This window comes from Salinibacillus aidingensis (assembly GCF_055393355.1).
The window spans coordinates 3096986-3114169 of sequence record NZ_AP043759.1 but is presented as its reverse complement, the minus strand read 5'-3'; the positions used below and the strand labels follow the sequence as shown (position 1 = coordinate 3114169).

The 17184-nt window shown below is 45.6% G+C and carries 13 protein-coding genes; 10 read left to right on the top strand and 3 right to left on the bottom strand.

The window, feature by feature from the left end; translation table 11 throughout:
• The first annotated feature begins 4 nt into the window (after positions 1–4).
• The 3 genes from ACZ5OK_RS16075 to ACZ5OK_RS16065 all read left to right on the top strand — a co-directional run bounded on the left by ACZ5OK_RS16075 (position 5) and on the right by ACZ5OK_RS16065 (position 3564).
• Positions 5–505 carry a YwgA family protein gene (locus ACZ5OK_RS16075; RefSeq protein WP_343839027.1) on the top strand — a complete coding sequence of 167 codons (501 nt, stop codon included), beginning with the start codon at positions 5–7 and terminating at the stop codon, positions 503–505.
• 310 nt (positions 506–815) lie between these two features.
• Entirely contained in the window at positions 816–2870 is a 2055-nt protein-coding gene (locus ACZ5OK_RS16070; RefSeq protein WP_343838631.1) for an ABC transporter permease subunit, read from the top strand.
• 163 nt (positions 2871–3033) lie between these two features.
• Positions 3034–3564 carry a YwhD family protein gene (locus ACZ5OK_RS16065; protein ID WP_425542195.1) on the top strand — a complete coding sequence of 177 codons (531 nt, stop codon included), beginning with the start codon at positions 3034–3036 and terminating at the stop codon, positions 3562–3564.
• Positions 3565–3777: 213 nt separating this feature from the next.
• Here the strand turns inward: ACZ5OK_RS16065 and ACZ5OK_RS16060 are convergent, their stop codons facing one another.
• Entirely contained in the window at positions 3778–5832 is a 2055-nt protein-coding gene (locus ACZ5OK_RS16060) for a transglycosylase domain-containing protein (RefSeq protein WP_343838629.1), read from the bottom strand.
• 426 nt (positions 5833–6258) lie between these two features.
• On the opposite strand from ACZ5OK_RS16060, the gene ACZ5OK_RS16055 reads away from it, so the two are divergent.
• Entirely contained in the window at positions 6259–6675 is a 417-nt protein-coding gene (locus ACZ5OK_RS16055) for a YwiB family protein (protein WP_343838628.1), read from the top strand.
• Between the two features lie 5 nt (positions 6676–6680).
• Positions 6681–8354 (top strand): arginine--tRNA ligase, encoded by a 1674-nt coding sequence (gene argS / locus ACZ5OK_RS16050; RefSeq protein WP_343838627.1) that lies wholly within the window; start codon positions 6681–6683, stop codon positions 8352–8354.
• Between the two features lie 405 nt (positions 8355–8759).
• Here the strand turns inward: argS and cls are convergent, their stop codons facing one another.
• Together cls and ACZ5OK_RS16040 are read right to left on the bottom strand one after the other, a co-directional pair.
• The gene (gene cls / locus ACZ5OK_RS16045; RefSeq protein WP_343839025.1) at positions 8760–9836 is read right to left on the bottom strand and encodes a cardiolipin synthase; all 1077 of its coding nucleotides are present in this window, start codon (positions 9834–9836) and stop codon (positions 8760–8762) included.
• Entirely contained in the window at positions 9787–9960 is a 174-nt protein-coding gene (locus tag ACZ5OK_RS16040) for a hypothetical protein (RefSeq protein WP_343839045.1), read from the bottom strand. Before ACZ5OK_RS16040 ends, cls begins: the two co-directional genes overlap by 50 nt.
• A 186-nt stretch (positions 9961–10146) precedes the next feature.
• Between ACZ5OK_RS16040 and ACZ5OK_RS16035 the strand changes: the two genes are divergently transcribed.
• The 5 genes from ACZ5OK_RS16035 (at position 10147) to ACZ5OK_RS16015 (ending at position 17179) form a co-directional block, all read left to right on the top strand.
• A complete protein-coding gene (locus tag ACZ5OK_RS16035; RefSeq protein WP_343838626.1) occupies positions 10147–12288 on the top strand; it encodes a (Fe-S)-binding protein in 2142 nt (713 codons plus the stop codon).
• A gap of 193 nt (positions 12289–12481) precedes the next feature.
• A complete protein-coding gene (locus ACZ5OK_RS16030) occupies positions 12482–13669 on the top strand; it encodes an acetyl-CoA C-acetyltransferase (protein ID WP_343838625.1) in 1188 nt (395 codons plus the stop codon).
• A 114-nt stretch (positions 13670–13783) separates the two neighbouring features.
• Positions 13784–14638, top strand: coding sequence for a 3-hydroxybutyryl-CoA dehydrogenase (locus ACZ5OK_RS16025; protein ID WP_343838624.1), 855 nt, complete (start codon positions 13784–13786; stop codon positions 14636–14638).
• Positions 14639–14651: 13 nt separating this feature from the next.
• The gene (locus ACZ5OK_RS16020) at positions 14652–15794 is read left to right on the top strand and encodes an acyl-CoA dehydrogenase (protein WP_343839024.1); all 1143 of its coding nucleotides are present in this window, start codon (positions 14652–14654) and stop codon (positions 15792–15794) included.
• Between the two features lie 242 nt (positions 15795–16036).
• Positions 16037–17179 carry an acyl-CoA dehydrogenase gene (locus ACZ5OK_RS16015; RefSeq protein ID WP_343838623.1) on the top strand — a complete coding sequence of 381 codons (1143 nt, stop codon included), beginning with the start codon at positions 16037–16039 and terminating at the stop codon, positions 17177–17179.
• The last annotated feature ends 5 nt before the right edge of the window (positions 17180–17184 follow it).

The following is a 17184-nucleotide window of genomic DNA, read 5'->3' as shown; positions in this document are numbered from 1 at the left end:
GTTTGTGTTACAGGATCATGCAAAACTAGTTTCGTTTTTTTCGGAGTGTCACGAACTCATCGGAAGAAAAAAACTGCAGAAGATGATTTATATTTTAAAAAAATGTGATTATCCATTTTCCGAACGCTATCAGTTCCACTTCTATGGTCCCTACTCAGAAGAGTTGACATTACGCGTTCAGGAGCTTATTAATCTAGGGTTTTTAGAGGAAGAAAAAGAGAAGAAAAAAGGTTTTTATCAATATCGTTATTCCATTACTGAAGAAGGGCAGAAATTCCTGACTCATTACAACATCAACATGCCGGATATGGATCAGTGGATTGAAAAGATGAAGGGGATGAGCTCAAGATTTCTGGAGTTGATTGCCACCATGCTGTATTTTGACAATCGGCCCAAGGAAGAAATCGAGGATAAAGTATTTACAGTAAAAAAGAAGCAGAATTATACACGGGAAGAGCTTGAGAGAGCTTGGGAATTCATTGCGGAAATGAATGTGAAGCACTAAGTATGATACTGGCAAGCACCATTTATCCGGGCGGGATGGATGGTGTTTTTTGTTTATCTGCCAAAAACGGGGAATTCCTGTGCATTTGTATTTAATATTTACATAATTCTGATCATTATGTAATATTGCCATAGACAGTGAAAATTTAATCAGTACTTTTATCACGCATTAACCGGCCGTAATACTCCCACTGATGGAAGTTTCACTTTATACTGGTTATTTATACTTGATAAATGCACTTGAGGTCATGCTGTGCCTGCTAACTGCGGGTCGGATGAAGCTAAAATGATATTTGAATAAAGGAGTCGCCATGAAATTTTTAAAACCGATTGTTTACTACATATTAGGGATTTTTGGAATTCTCTGTGTCAGTATCATGCCGAAGAGGTTTATGGAGGCACAGCAGCCTGATGCGGGCGGACTATTTCATATAGGAGAATATGTGCAGACGCTGTGGCCATTTATCGTGGATTTTTTCAACCCTGATTCCTGGGTGTACATGTATGGGCGCCCACAAAAGCCCTTTCCATTATTGGAAACGTTATGGGAGCCCTTTGTTTACTCCATGCAGGTGCTGGTCGGTGCTTTATTATTAGGATTTGTTCTTGCGTTTCTGTTAGCATTTACCGCAAATTTTCTGCCTAAAATTCTATTGAATCCTTTGAAACGCATACTTGATATTTTTGAATCGGTACCGGATCTTGTCGTTGCCATACTCCTTCAAATGATGGTGATCTGGGTTTATCAGGCGACCGATGTACGCCTGTTTCGGGTAGCTACATATATGGATGAGAAGGTATTTACAGGTCCTATGATTACACTGGCCATCATACCTATGGTCGCCCTGTTTAAAATCATTCTGCTGTTAATAGAAGAGGAGTACCTTAAGGAATATGTCACCTTTGCGAAAAGCAAGGGACTGAAGCAAAAAGTGATCGTGCTTCAGCATATTCTGAAAAATATTACCCCGAGTACATTCCGTCATGCCAAGGTCATCGTCTGGGGAACCCTGTCCAGTCTATTTATCGTGGAGCGAATCTATAATATTAACGGAATCACGTATTATATGACAGAGAGTCTGCAGCCGATGGTTATTGCAGTTTCTCTCATTCTCGTATTCACCCCGTTTTTTCTTTTCTTCCAGGGGGTTGATTTATGGCTGGATGAGGAGCGGGTATATGGCCAGGTGATTGTCAGAAAAAGGTCAGGAAGGGGGCGTTTTCAGCCTGTGAAATGGCTGGCGGATCTGGCAGGAGAAGCAGGCAGGAGCATTCTGCGGATCCGTAAGCCGTGGAATGCAGTCTGGACGCCTTTGAAGCTGTTTTTTATCCATATGAAAAATCCGAAGTTTGCTATTGGAAGTCTGTTTTTCATTGGTGCCATCACGTATAGCGTCATTTATTCTGCTGGTACGGATAACCATATCGATCAGACCAGGCTCTTTTATGGGGAAGATGGTGAATTAATCAGTGCACCCCCTCATTCCCCTCCAGAGCCATATTTACTTGGCACGGACTCATTGGGGTTCAGTATGTTTGATCAGCTTGTGATTGGAGCGAAATATACGTTATTCTTTGCGCTGCTCATTGCTCTGTTAAGGGTTGGGATTGGATTCTTTGCCGGAATCTTTTATGCATTCAGCTTAAAGCCAAGAGGACAGAAGTGGGTGGAAAAAATCGTCGACTCCATACATTTTCTCCCACTAAGTATCATTGCTTACATCCTGCTTCGGCCGATACTGATAGAGACAGCAATGGGATTTCAATATTCCTTTACAGAACGGATCATGTTCGAAATTCTGATCCTGACGATTCTGGTCGTTCCCCTGACAGCGGTCTTGTCCGGCCGGGAAATCAAAGGGGTGCTGCAGCAGGAATTTATCACCAGTGCCAGAGTGCTGGGTGGAGGTAAGCTTCATATCCTGAAAAAGCACATTCTGCCTCATCTGGGTCCAAGGTTAACCATTTTGTTTGGTCAGCAGTTCATTCAGGTTTTACTCATTTTTATGCATCTCGGCGTTTTTGACTTTTTCTTCGGCGGAACCAATAGAAGCTTTGGTCTCGTCGGTGACCCGCCAAGATCGATTACTTATGAGTGGTCCGGTTTACTCGGCTCAGCAAAAATGTCGCTTTCAAGCGGACATTACTGGATTGTCCTTTTTCCTCTTCTTGCATTTATGCTCGCGATTTTTGCCATGCAATTCATCATTCAGGGAGTCAAAGAGGTCCAGCAGGCAAAAGTGGGGGTTATCTATAAGTGGAAGCGGAAAAAAGACAGGCAGTTCAAAAAGGATGTGCGGCCGACGAAGCTTAAGCCAGAACCTGAGGATTTTACACGGGTGAGGAATCATGATCATTTTGCTTAAAATCCTGGCATACTGTCTATCCTTGTATCAGAGTCGTTTATTAGGCATTAACTGGCTGCAAAACCCGCACAGATGGAAGTTTCTCTTTATCATGTTTTGCACAGTTGTGATATGTTAGAATAAAAGACAAACTTTTCCTGAGTTTTAATTAAAGGAGGTTTACATCGTGTCCAACGAAAAGGAACCAAAGAAAACACAGCAATTTACGATTATGAAAGATGATCCCATTGACGGTCACCCTGGCTATAGCGGGGGTGGAGCGATTAGTCTTGAAAATATGTCACCGATTATAGTAGACCCAAATGAAGAGGAAGCCTTTGTTGATATGGGGGCTATGCACGCGAGAAGTAAAGTGGAAAAACGGATTAAATTTTTATCTGATCGCAATGAAGTGCCAAATGGAAAACTCTATTGGATTGCCTGGACAACGGTTGAACGCAGTGAGAGCGGCGCCTACTATTATGGTCTGGCTGCCAGTGAACTGGTGGTGGACAGAGAAATCCGCAGAGGTTATAAGCTGTTGCCGGAGCATGTGAATCATATGGATAAATCCCTGAAAGGCCGGGTTGTTATCGATCATATGGATGAGAAATCTAAAGGTATTTTAGAAAAATTTCTCCGTGAATTTAATCCGGAAATGTGGGAAAACTCTAGGGATGAGTTAAAGAATGCCTTTGATGGCACCAGTGAATAAAATCCGGATTCAACATTGGGAAATTATGAAAGAATTGTGAACGTTTTATGAATATCTTGTGCTTGAGTTTGGAAGTTTGTAAAATAAGGGCACATGGGTTTTACATGTTTACTAGGACAAGAAAAAGGGGCGGCGTTTATGCCGCCCCTTTTTCTATGGAATTATTTTTGCGTTCTATTCAAGGGAATTCATCCAATCCCGCAATCAAACGCCCTAAAATCCAATCCAGTCCCAAATCGAGCGGCCGTCTTTCTTTCTTTGTTTATTTTCATCGGTCTCTTCCGGATTTGGTACGTGGACCGTACAATAGTTTTTTGGCTCTGTTCCTTCAAGAAAATACGTTACACGCCGGTCGTCGCAGCCTGAATGTGCGAGTTTTCCAGTGTGGGGATCCATGGCTACGGCTGTGACTCCCTCAGGCGGTTTAAATTCACGCTCAGGCAGATCCTTGTGAATGGTTTCCATATGATCCGCCCAGATGTTCCGTGCATACCGGTATTCCTCGACTTTCGTAATGTCTTTATTATTGTCATAGCCGGTCCAGACGGCTGTCACTACTTGAGGGCTGAAGCCGATCATCCAGCTGTCTTTATCTGTGGAGCCGGTTTTCCCTGCATACTCCCTGGTGAGTTGGTCTTTAATGGCTGCACCGGTGACACGGCTGTAGTCATTGAGCGACGTGTCAAACATTCCGGTCATTAAATCTGTAAGCACAAAGGATGTATTGGGATCAAGGACCTGTTTAGCTGACGGCTTGTCTCGCTTATATAAAACCGTACCGGATGAATCCGTAATTTTGGTAATGGTATGTGGATGCACAGCTTTTCCCCCATTAGCCAGCATTCCATACCCCCGGGCCATCTCCAGAACCGATACAGAGGCAGAACCTAACGCGAGGGCAGGAACCGCGGGCAGCTCACTTTGAATCCCAAACTTCCGAGCATTCTCCACTAACGTTTCCGGTTTATAATACATATGGGTTTTGACCGCATAAATATTATCGGAAAGGGCCAATGCCTGTGCCAAAGTAATTTCGTCATTTGCATAATAATTATTATAGTTGGTTGGCGCATAGACCTTTCCATTGGCCAATTTAAACTTTGTCGGCTCACTTTCCAGCGGGGTTCCCGGCGTGGCCCCCTTTTCCAGGGCACCATAATATAAAAAAGGTTTAAAGGTCGAGCCGGCCATCCGTTTCGCCTGTAATGCCCGGTTATACTGGCTTTCCTCAAAATCACGGCCGCCTACAAGTGCCTGAATACCGCCAGTTTTTGGATCCAGACTTAAAGCGCCCACCTGGATTTTGGAGGCCTCATCAATTTCCTGCACAGATGTCTGTTTTAGACTTTTCTGCATGTCCTTATTTAAGGTTGTATAAATTTTATAGCCGCCGGTTTTAAGCTCCTTTCTGGATATACTCAGCAATTGGCTGGCTTCATTCATAACGGCGTCCTGAAAATAAGGGGCAATTTGCTTTCCTTCCCGTTCATCCTCCTCGGCAAAAGCGAGTTTTTCCTGCAGGGCTTTATCGAGTTCGTTCTGAGTGATGTCTCCCTTTTTAGCCATCAGATGCAAAATCGTTTCCTGCCTTTCCCTGGCATTTTCCGGATGACGAATGGGTGAATAATAAGAGGGCCCCTTAGGAATACCTGCAAGCATCGCCGCTTCAGCTACAGTCAGCTCATTTGCGTGTTTATCAAAATAAAAACGACTGGCAGCCTCGACACCGTAGTTTCCGTGCCCAAAATAAATCGTATTTAAATAGCCTTCGAGAATTTTATCCTTGTCATAGAACATTTCAAGCCGGAGTGCATACAATGCTTCCTTTATTTTCCGACTCCAGGATTTTTCATGGGTTAAAAACAGATTTCTCGCGTATTGCTGGGTAATGGTGCTGGCTCCTTCAACCTTGTCCATATTGATAATGTTTTTGCCAATAGCTGCGAAAATACGTGTAAAATCAAATCCGAAATGGTCATAAAACTCGTCATCCTCGGTGGTCAGAAACGCCTGTTTTAAATCAGGGGACACTTCTTCCAGAGGTACCCAATAACGACTTTGATTCCCGTGTTTGACTCCAATCACTTCCTCATCTGCAGAATAGAGGACCGTGTTTTGCTGGCTGGTCAGAGAGGGAGGCCCCTGAAGATAACTGAAAAGAAAAACACTACCGATTCCCAGTAAAAAAAGCATAAATGCACTGATAACACTATAAATAATCCATTGCTTACGTTTTCTGGTTCTGGTGCGCCGGCGCCGTTGTTCCATACGAGTTCCACCTTTCGTTTTGTTACACAGATGCAAGTCTATTAACAGTATGGAAACAGCACCATATTTTTAAACGATAAAATGACAGCCCGTGCGACAATTTTTTATGTTCTAGTAAATTATAAAATAAATGCTTTGTGGATAATAAAGACAGGAGAGGCCACGTCCGGCTCCAGCGCCCAGCGACTAGCGAGACTTCCTTCACCTCCGTCCGATAAGTCAACATCGACTCACAAGGTTCGTCGTGTTTCCTTTATCTCCTACGGCTCAATCCAGTCCGTACGTCGCTAAACGGGTGCTTCCGCCTTTGTTCTTACGCATGAACTGGTATGCAGATGAGGGGGATTTGAGAAATTGAACGGAAATCTTTATAATAGGATAGACCTACATCACGGATCGGAGAGATTCATCTTGGCTACAGAACCCATGAGTGTTAAAGTAACAGTAAAAACGGACATAACCGATGATAACGCCCGGGAGCAAATGGATGTGACGGGCAGAGGAAAATGCTATGACAATGGAGATTCCCTGGTTTTAATTTTTAATGAGAAGGACGAGGATGGGAACAGTGTCAAAAATATGACGACCATCACCTCGGATAAAGTGACCATCAAACGTAAGGGCACTGTGAAAATGAACCAGATCTTCAGGGAAAACCGTGCAACCGAAAGCACGTATTATCATCCATATGGGACGATGCATATGGAAACGAAAACGAACCAGATTGATTTTTCCAGAAGCGGGAACGGAGATGAGGGCAGGCTCTTGATCTCGTATTCGTTAAGCCTCAATCAGCAGGAACCCCAAAGACATAAACTGACGCTTACATATGAAAGGGAGTAAAGGAAATGAATATTGTCGAAAAAACCGAACAGAAACTAAAAGCAGAAATTGCTCAGGCAGTTGTGAAGGCCGGCCTTGCAACAGAGGATCAGCTGCCGGAAGTCGTTCTTGAAACACCGAAAGAAAAGGCACACGGAGATTATGCCACAAACATGGCGATGCAGCTTGCACGTATCGCGAAAAAGGCCCCCCGTCAAATTGCCGAGGACATCGTAGCGAATTTTGACCAGTCAAAAGCGTCGATTAAAAATATTGAAATTGCCGGGCCCGGATTTATCAACTTCTTCCTGGATACAGCCTATTTAACCGACTTAATTCTAACCATTCTGAAGGATCAGGAAGACTACGGAAAAACAAATACGGGTGAGGGAGAAAAGGTCCAGATTGAATTTGTATCGGCCAACCCAACAGGAACTCTTCACTTAGGGCATGCCCGCGGAGCCGTATTTGGAGATTCCCTGGCGAACATTATGGAAAAAGCAGGCTATGATGTCCAAAGGGAATATTATATTAATGATGCCGGCAACCAGATGAACAATTTGGCAAAATCCGTGGAAGCACGCTATATGCAGGCGCTCGGTCATACTGATTTTGACATGCCGGAAGATGGCTACCATGGCAAGGATATCGTGGAGCTTGGCGAAAAAATGGCAAAGGAATACGGTGAAAAATGGGTTCAGGAGTCAGAGGAGGCCCGTGTTCAATTCTGCAGACAGTACGGACTCGACTTCCTGCTGGATCGCATCAAAAAGGACCTGGAGGATTACCGTGTTCCGTTTGATAACTGGTTCTCTGAAACGTCCCTTTATGAAGAAGGAAAAGTACAGCAGACCTTGGACTATCTTAAAGAAAATGACTATTTGTATGAAAAGGATGGTGCGGTCTGGTTTAAGACAACGGAATTCAACGACGATAAGGACCGTGTACTGGTGAAAAAGGACGGCAATTATACGTATTTAACACCTGACATTGCCTATCACCAGAATAAATTCGACCGCGGCTTTGATACGCTCATCAATGTCTGGGGCGCGGATCACCACGGGTATATTCCAAGGATGAAAGCTGCTATTGAAGCGCTCGGCTATAATCCGGAACAGCTTGAGGTTTCCATAATTCAAATGGTCAACCTGATTCAGGACGGCGAAATCGTCAAAATGAGCAAGCGTACCGGAAAAGCAGTTACGATGGTGGAGCTGGCCGAGGAAGTAGGTCTTGATGCCGTACGTTATTTCTTCGTTATGCGCTCGAACGACACGCATCTGGACTTCGACATGGATCTGGCGACATCCGAGTCAAATGAAAACCCGGTTTACTACGTTCAATATGCTCATGCCCGGATTTGCAGCATGCTGCGCCAGGCTGAAGAAAGAGGCCTCGAACCAAATGCAGAAGCAGATTTAAGCCTGCTGCAATCGGAAAAAGAAATTGACCTGCTGAAGCGGTTGGGAGAATTCCCGCAGATTGTTGGAGATTCAGCGGTGAAACGTACCCCACACCGGGTAACCCAGTACATCTATGATTTGGCATCCGACCTGCACAGCTTTTATAATGCAGAAAAAGTCATCAACTCCGATCAAATGGAGCTCAGCAAAGCCCGCCTTGCTTTGATTGAAGCCGTACGCATCACCCTGGCTAATGCCTTGAAGCTGATCGGTGTGCACGCACCGGAGAAGATGTAATACATGACAAAAGAGGCTGGGACATAAGTGTTTTTGCTAAAGGTAAATCCGAATAGGTGTAGGAACCACCGCTCCGGAAATATACTTCGCTTTCACCCAAGGGCACAAGTGCGACATCTATTCAAACTCCCAAAGGTCGTTTTCATAGTGTCTTCTTTGCCGCGGGCGGCTGGTAAGCCTCCTCGCGCTATCGCACTGCGGGGTCTGACCTAGGCCTTCCTTCCGCAGGAGTCTACGTATATTTCCTCCGCTAAAGCATCCTATCATTCGGTTTATTACCAAGCGAATTAGTTATGTCCCAGCCTCTTTTATATGAGTTTAAGCTCTGGCCTGGTTGTGGGTGTGCACGTGAGCGTGGCATGATCGGTCATTTTTTAGCTCAATCCCATGCCAGCACCTCAGCCATCACAGCCATCGCCGCATCAGCCTTGCGAGCGGAATCTTCACTCTTCTTGTCGTCCAGCTGAGCTGCCTGTACCAATTTTTACTGAGCTCCACACTTGCTTTAAAGTCCTCCATATATTTGCTCCGAACCTCCTCAATAAAGCTTCGGTCATATAGAATCGCATTGACTTCTTTATTCAGGAACAGACTGCGCCGGTCAAAGTTTGAGGTCCCGATTTCACACAATTTGTCATCCACTACAAATAATTTTCCGTGATAAAAGCCCTGATCGAACAAACGCACTTCTGCACCGGCCTTTTTCAGGTCAAACAAATAGGAGATGCCACCCTCTTTTACAAGTGGATGATCAGCCTTCATCGGTACGAGAATTTTAATGGATACTCCCTTGTTAAGTGCAGCCTTGATCCCGCTAAGGAGCGTTTTGCTCGGAATAAAATAAGGAGATCCGATCATCACTTCCTCGCGGGCGGCATTCAGGAATTGAAAAAATGTGCTTTCAAGGTCACGTCCGTCTGTTGCCATGATTTTGACTTCCTGATTCTCGTCTTTTAACTCGAACTCATAGACCTCCAAAGGACCTGCATTTTCCTGCCAGTCCGCCTGAAAAACCTTTTGCAGATGCTGGGCGGCCTTCCCGTATAATTTCAAATGATAATCCCGCCAATTATTAAAATTGGTATCCTTGCTTACATACTCGCGACCGACGTTGAATCCCCCAGTGTAGGCAAGACTCCCATCAATGACGACAATTTTCCGGTGATTTCGCCGGTTCAATTTATAAAGTAAATAAGGAAATCCCGGTTTTGAACTGAAAGCGAAGTGAACACCTGCATTTCGCAGCCGATTAAGGGTGGACCGTCCAAATTGGTAGCCGCCGAGACGATCAACTAAGAGTTTCACGGTAATCCCTTCCTGTGCTTTATCCTCCAGCAGGGCCAGGAGCTTTTCACCCACTTCATCACGTTTCACTATATAAAACTGAAGATAAATCTCCTTTTTTGCATCCTTAATCGCGCGGAACATATCATCATATAAAGAGTGTCCCGATTGGAAAAGCTTTACCTGGGCGCTGGACAGGGGAAACGAAAGCGACTGTGAATGCTTGTAATGACTTTTTTGACCCAAATAAAGGTCCAGCCAGATAAAAAATAGAAGGAATATAAATACAAAGCTTACGAGTATAAATATCAATGTTGTCCATTCTCCTTTCTCCACTATATTATTCTCGCAAAAGAAACAGGCTAAACCAAAATAAATTTTCTCAGGGTATTGACTGAATGTTCATTCATAATTTAAAGTAGTACTATAAGAGTCTGAAAATTAGTTCGTTTCCAAAAAATATGGAACCAAAATTACAACCTGTAAGAATAGGACTGGGGGGCAGAGGATGAATACACTGGAAGTCATCAATTGGATTTTATTTTTAGCTGTAACCGTTTACGCATTAGGGTTATTTGTTCAGGTGGTTCGCACCCGAATTGCCTATATCAAGATGGGCAGGAAAGTGGAAATTGACAAGGCCTGGAAGGAACGCATCAACAAAGTCATGGTGAATGTGTTTGGTCAGAAGAAGCTGCTGAAGGATAAAAAGTCAGGGACTATACACGTTATGATGTTTTACGGCTTCCTTCTCGTTCAGTTTGGGGCCATTGATTTTATCTGGAAGGGACTGGCAACAGGGTCTCATTTACCGCTTGGATTTTTGTATCCTGGCTTTACCTTTTTCCAGGAGCTTGTAACGTTAATGATTCTGATTGCCGTTATCTGGGCGTTTTATCGCCGTTATATTGAAAAGCTTGTCCGCCTGAAGAGAGGCTTTAAAGCAGGACTCGTACTCATTTTTATTGGAACTTTAATGCTGTCCGTATTACTTGGAAATGGAATGGAGATTGTCTGGCATGGCGAGGAGCTTACATGGACTGAACCTGTTGCATCAGGCATAGCCGCAGCATTTGCCTGGATGAGCCCAACAGCAGCAGCGGTTGTGTTCTTTGTATCCTGGTGGATCCATTTAATCGCACTGCTGTCATTCCTGGTATACGTGCCGCAATCCAAGCACGCACATCTGTTGGCAGCACCGACAAATGTGTTCCTGAGTCGTAATGACCCACCAGGGAAGCTGTCCAAAATCGACTTTAATATTGATGAAGAAGACGAAGAAGACGTTTCCTTTGGTGTTGGAAAAATTGAAGATTTCGATCAGCTTCAGATGATTGATTTTTATGCCTGCGTGGAATGCGGACGTTGTACAAACGTTTGTCCAGCTGCCGGCACTGGGAAAATGCTCTCACCAATGGACCTGATTGTAAAATTAAGAGACCATCTTACAGAAAAAGGTGCAGTGGTTACGGGGAAATCACCATGGGTTCCATCCTATGCATTCGCTGGAACAGAAGGAAATCAGCTGGCGAAAATGGCAAAAGAAGGCTACAGCGGCCAGGATGAGGCTGCCGCAACAATCGAAGCCATGGAATCAACGAACCTGATTGGCGATGTCATCACTGAAGAAGAACTCTGGGCTTGCACAACCTGCCGTAACTGTGAGGATGCCTGCCCGGTGATGAACGAGCATGTGGATAAAATCATTGATCTTCGTCGATATCTGGTATTAACAGAAGGAAAAATGGATCCGGATGCTCAGCGTGCCATGATGAATATTGAGCGTCAGGGTAACCCTTGGGGACTATCCAAGAAGGAGCGTCAGAACTGGCGTGAAGCGGATGAAAATCTTTATGTGCCAACTGTAAAAGAGCTTAAGAAGGAAGATGAAGACTTCGAATACCTTTTCTGGGTTGGTGCTATGGGATCCTACGACAACCGCAGTCAAAAGATTGTCCAGGATTTTGCCCGTCTTATGAATAAGGCTGGTGTGAAATTCGCAATTCTTGGTAACAAAGAGCGTAACTCCGGAGACACAGCCCGTCGTCTGGGGAATGAATTTTTATTCCAGGAGCTTGCAGAGAAAAACATTAAGGATTTCGAGAAAAATGGCGTGAAAAAGATTGTAACGACAGACCCTCACGCATACAACGTCTTTAAAAATGAATATCCGGATTTCGGTTTGGAGGCCGAGGTTTACCATCATACCGAATTTTTGGCAAAGCTTGTGGAAGAAGGACGCTTAACCCCTGAACATGAGGTAAAAGAGCGTATTACCTACCACGACTCCTGTTACTTAGGACGCTACAATGAGGTTTATGAAGAACCACGTGACGTTCTTAAAGCCATCCCTGGTGTAACGGTTGTGGAAATGGAACGCAGCAGAGAGAATTCCATGTGCTGTGGTGCCGGTGGAGGACTTATGTGGACAGAAGAGAAAACCGGAAATCGCGTCAATGTCGCCCGCACGGAACAGGCGCTTGAAACCGATCCAAATACCATCGCAAGTGCATGTCCATTCTGTCTGACGATGTTAAGCGACGGTACGAAGGCAAAAGAAGTGGAAGATGACGTAAGCACAATGGATGTAGCTGAAGTGTTAGCCAAGTCCATTTTCGGAGACGAAAAAGAGGAAAAAACCGCTTCATAATGGAAGCAAAGAAAACATAAGATTCGTAAAGGATGCAACCAGGGAGTGAAAGCAGTGGTCATCACCTGAATGTGCCTCTTGAAAGAGAGGCGAAAGCAGGGATGGCCCTGCCTTTTGAATACTGATTGAGCGAGCGTTCAATCAACCTATTATGAAAACGTTAACAAATTGACTTAAGGGGGAGGATTTATAAATGAGAAAAACCGTCATTGTGTCAGGGTCAAGAACACCCTTTGGCAAATTAGGTGGCGCTTTAAGTTCACTTACAGCCTCAAAACTGGGAGGAACAGCGATTAAGGCTGCACTTGAAAAAGCCGACTTTTCGCCGGGAAACGTTGATGAGGTCATTATGGGAAGCGTACTTCAGGGAGGACAGGGTCAGATTCCTTCACGTCAGGCAGCCAGAGAAGCAGGCCTTCCCTGGGATGTTAAAACGGAAACCATTAACAAAGTGTGCGCCTCAGGTCTCCGCAGTGTAACGTTAGCAGACCAGATCATTCGAGCAGGAGATGAAGAGGTCATCGTAGCCGGTGGTATGGAAAGCATGAGCCAGGCCCCTTACTTTTTACCAAAGGCGAGATTTGGCATGCGAATGGGGGATCAGAAGGTTGTCGACATGATGGTTCATGATGGATTAACCTGCTCATTCGCCGGAGTTCACATGGGCACGTATGGCAATAAAACCGCACAGGAATACGGGCTCACTCGTGAAGCCCAGGATGAATGGGCCTACCGCAGTCACCAGCGAGCTACCCAGGCGATAGAAGCAGGAAAGCTTGCAGAGGAAATTGTCCCCGTAGAAATTCCGCAGCGCGAGGGTGAACCTGTCGTTGTGGACACCGATGAAGCTCCAAGAAAAGACACCTCCGTAGAAAAACTTAGCAAACTGAAGCCAGCCTTCGATAAAGATGGAACCATCACAGCCGGAAATGCCCCGGGCGTCAACGATGGAGCAGGTGCGATGCTGCTCATGTCGGATGAACGAGCGAAACAGGAAGGATATACCCCAATGGCAACGATTCTGGCTCATGATGAGGTCGCTGTGGAAACCGAAAATTTCCCGCAGACACCTGGATTAGTCATTAACTCCTTACTGAAAAAATCAGGCAAAACCCTGGAGGATATTGATCTGTTCGAAATCAATGAGGCCTTTGCTGCCGTCGCCCTTGCCAGTGGAAAAATTGCCGATGTGGATCCGGAAAAAGTCAACGTCAATGGTGGCGCTGTCGCCCTTGGACACCCAATCGGAGCCAGTGGTGCCCGGATTCTATTAACCTTAATCTATGAATTAAAGCGGCGTGGCGGCGGACTTGGTATCGCAGCCATCTGTTCCGGAGGCGGCCAGGGAGATGCCGTGCTTGTAGATGTACCGAAGTCCTAGCTTTCAGGCAGGCTAAACAGTTCTGGCTCTGTCAGGATAATGGAAGCGTTAGTTAGGTGCTAAGTCAGCAAATAAAATATAAATCTATTAACCAAGTTCAAAGGAGGAAACTCTATGCAGCCCAATAAAATTATGGTCATTGGTGCGGGGCAAATGGGGGCAGGCATCGCCCAGGTTTTTGCCCAATCCAATTTTCAGGTGAAACTGAATGATATTTCCGAGGATGCCTTGAACAAAGGGATCGAGACGATTGATAAAAATCTGTCCCGTTCCGTAAAAAAGGAGCGGATCACGGAGCAGGATAAGACGTCTGTGCTTAACCAGCTGACCACCACAACCTCTTTAAAAGATGCCGGCGACTGTGATCTCGTTGTGGAAGCGGTCGTGGAAAATATGGATGTCAAAACGAAGGTGTTCCGTGAACTGGATGAAGTCACACCGGAGCATACCATTTTAGCTTCCAACACTTCATCCCTGCCGATTACAGAAATTGCCGCGGCTACGAATCGCCCGGAGCAGGTGATTGGCATGCACTTTATGAACCCTGTACCAGTTATGCCACTGGTCGAGGTGATCCGCGGACTGGCAACGTCGGATGAAACCTATCAAACGATTGATCAAACCACAAAAGCCCTTAGCAAAACCCCTGTGGAAGTGAATGACTATCCAGGGTTTGTTTCCAATCGGGTTTTGATGCCGATGATTAATGAAGCGATTTTTACCGTCTATGAGGGGGTAGCCACACCTGAATCGGTAGATGAAGTGATGAAGCTGGGGATGAATCATCCGATGGGACCGCTCACTCTGGCGGATTTTATCGGCCTCGATACATGTCTGTATATAATGGAGGTCCTTTATGAGGGCTTTGGAGACAGCAAATATCGTCCATGTCCGCTGCTGAGAAAATATGTAAAAGCGGGCTGGTTAGGCAGAAAAACCGGCCGGGGCTTTTACGTGTATGACAATTAACGGTGGTGACGACATGAATTTACAATTAACAGAAGAACAGGAAATGATGCAGAAAATGGTTCGTGACTTTGCTCAGCGGGAGGTAGCAACAGCTGTTAAGCGTATGGAAGAGGAGGACCGGTTCCCCCGGGTGCTTGTACAGAAAATGGGAGAGCTGGGGCTGATGGGGATTCCCATACCCGAAAAGTATGGAGGCTCTGGTTTTGACTTCACCTCCTACATTATTGCGATTCATGAACTGGCCAGGGAAAATGCGGCTCTGGGAGTGATTTTATCCGTTCATACATCAGTGGGAACCAATCCGATTCTCTACTTCGGAACCGAAGAGCAGAAGCAAAGGTACGTTCCAAAGCTTGCATCCGGTGAATTTTTAGGAGCCTTTGCTTTGACAGAACCCGGGGCCGGTTCAGATGCTGCCCGGTTAAAGACAAAGGCTGAGAAAAAAGGAGATAACTATTTTATTACGGGCTCCAAGGTGTTTATCACCAATGGAGGGGAAGCTGATACTTATGTGGTGTTTGCCCGCACAAGTCCGGAAAAAGGCGCAAAGGGAGTCACAGCCTTTATTGTGGAAAAGGATGCGAAGGGACTGATTGTTGGGAAAAAGGAAAGGAAAATGGGGCTGCACGGCTCAAACACAGTCACCCTTACCTTTGATCAGTGTGAGGTTCCCGAGGAAAACCGTCTGGGGGAAGAAGGAGAAGGCTTTAAAATCGCCATGGCAAATCTGGACCGTGGGCGGATCGGTATTGCAGCTCAGGCACTTGGCATTACAGAGGCAGCCGTAAAACACGCCACAGACTATGCAAAGGAAAGACATCAGTTCGGCAAACCCATTGCCAGGCATCAGGGCGTCTCTTTTAAACTGGCTGACATGGCGACTCAGGCAGAAGCGGCCAGACAACTAACCTATTACGCCGCAAGCCTCCAATCTAAAGGCTTACCCTGTGGAAAGGAAGCCTCCATGGCAAAAATGTATGCCTCCAAAACCGCCAGACAGGCAGCCATAGAAGCCGTCCAGATCTTTGGCGGCTATGGATACACAAAGGATTACCCGGCAGAACGCCTATTCCGGGATGCCAAAGTCACAGAAATCTACGAAGGAACCAATGAAATCCAGCATAAAGTCATAAGCAAACATTTACTGGGAATTTGACATAAGTAAATTGATTGTCGTTAAACAAGTTTGTTGCTTAAATGTATTTTTTCAAACTAATTATAGATGATGACAAACTATACAAGTAGTTGAAATACACGTAGACTCCTGCGGGAATAGTGAGGCAGGTGAGACCCCGCAGCGTAGCGAGGAGGCTCACCGCTCACCCGCGGAAAGCGAAGTGTATTTCAACTGCGGCGGGATTAGCATCAAAATTAAGATTAACAAGGGGAGGAAATCGCATGAACTTTCAATTAACCGAAGAACAGGAAATGCTCCGAAAAATGGTCCGGGATTTCGCAAAAAACGATGTAGAGCCAACTGCAGCCGAGCGGGATGAAGAAGAACGCTTTGACCGTGAAATTTTTGATAAGATGGCAGAACTGGGGTTAACCGGAATTCCCTGGCCGGAAGAATACGGAGGAATTGGAGCCGACTTTGTAAGCTACGTGATTGCAATTGAGGAGCTTTCCAGAGTCTGTGCCTCCACGGGTGTGACCCTGTCCGCTCATATTTCACTGGCAAGCTGGCCGATCTATAAGTATGGAAATGAAGAGCAGAAAAAGCATTATCTGCAGCAGCTTGCCTCCGGGAAAAAGCTGGGTGCCTACGCATTATCCGAGCCGGGCGCAGGTTCAGACGTTGCATCCATGCGTACCACTGCTACAGATGAAGGGGATCACTATGTTTTAAACGGAAATAAGGTATGGATCACCAATGGCGGGGTTGCAGACATTTACGTCGTGTTTGCCAAAACAGATCCGGATGCACGTCACAAAGGAGTAAGCGCCTTTATTGTCGAAAAAGGTACACCAGGCTTTTCATTTGGAAAGAAGGAAAAGAAGCTGGGAATTCGTTCGTCTCCTACAACAGAATTAATCTTTGAAAATTGTAAAGTGCCAAAGGAAAACCTGCTTGGAGAAGAGGGAGAGGGTTTTAAGATTGCCATGATGACCCTTGATGGCGGCCGAAACGGGATTGCCGCTCAGGCAGTAGGAATTGCCCAGGGCGCACTGGATGCCGCTACGGACTATGCCAAGGAAAGAGAGCAATTTGGCAAGCCAATCGCTAAGAATCAGGGGATTTCTTTTAAACTGGCAGACATGGCAACAGAGGTGGAGGCTTCAAGACTTCTGACCTACCAGGCTGCGTACCTTGAATCAGAAGGACTCCCTTATGCGAAGGCGTCTGCCATGGCTAAGCTGTTTGCCGGAGACACAGCGATGAAATCCACCGTTGAGGCTGTTCAAGTCTTTGGCGGTTACGGATTTACAAAGGATTACCCGGTGGAACGCTATATGCGGGATGCGAAAATTACGCAAATCTATGAAGGAACCAATGAAATTCAGCGTCTTGTCATAGGCAGGATGGTTACGAAAGAATAGAAAGG

Coding starts and splice junctions, on each gene's coding strand:
- ACZ5OK_RS16035 (WP_343838626.1), top strand. CDS start 10,147: ATGAATACACTGGAAGTCATCAATTGGATTTTATTTTTAGCTGTAACC.
- ACZ5OK_RS16025 (WP_343838624.1), top strand. CDS start 13,784: ATGCAGCCCAATAAAATTATGGTCATTGGTGCGGGGCAAATGGGGGCA.
- ACZ5OK_RS16040 (WP_343839045.1), bottom strand. CDS start 9,960: ATGGACAACATTGATATTTATACTCGTAAGCTTTGTATTTATATTCCT.
- ACZ5OK_RS16070 (WP_343838631.1), top strand. CDS start 816: ATGAAATTTTTAAAACCGATTGTTTACTACATATTAGGGATTTTTGGA.
- ACZ5OK_RS16055 (WP_343838628.1), top strand. CDS start 6,259: ATGAGTGTTAAAGTAACAGTAAAAACGGACATAACCGATGATAACGCC.
- argS (WP_343838627.1), top strand. CDS start 6,681: ATGAATATTGTCGAAAAAACCGAACAGAAACTAAAAGCAGAAATTGCT.
- ACZ5OK_RS16060 (WP_343838629.1), bottom strand. CDS start 5,832: ATGGAACAACGGCGCCGGCGCACCAGAACCAGAAAACGTAAGCAATGG.
- ACZ5OK_RS16015 (WP_343838623.1), top strand. CDS start 16,037: ATGAACTTTCAATTAACCGAAGAACAGGAAATGCTCCGAAAAATGGTC.
- ACZ5OK_RS16030 (WP_343838625.1), top strand. CDS start 12,482: ATGAGAAAAACCGTCATTGTGTCAGGGTCAAGAACACCCTTTGGCAAA.
- ACZ5OK_RS16020 (WP_343839024.1), top strand. CDS start 14,652: ATGAATTTACAATTAACAGAAGAACAGGAAATGATGCAGAAAATGGTT.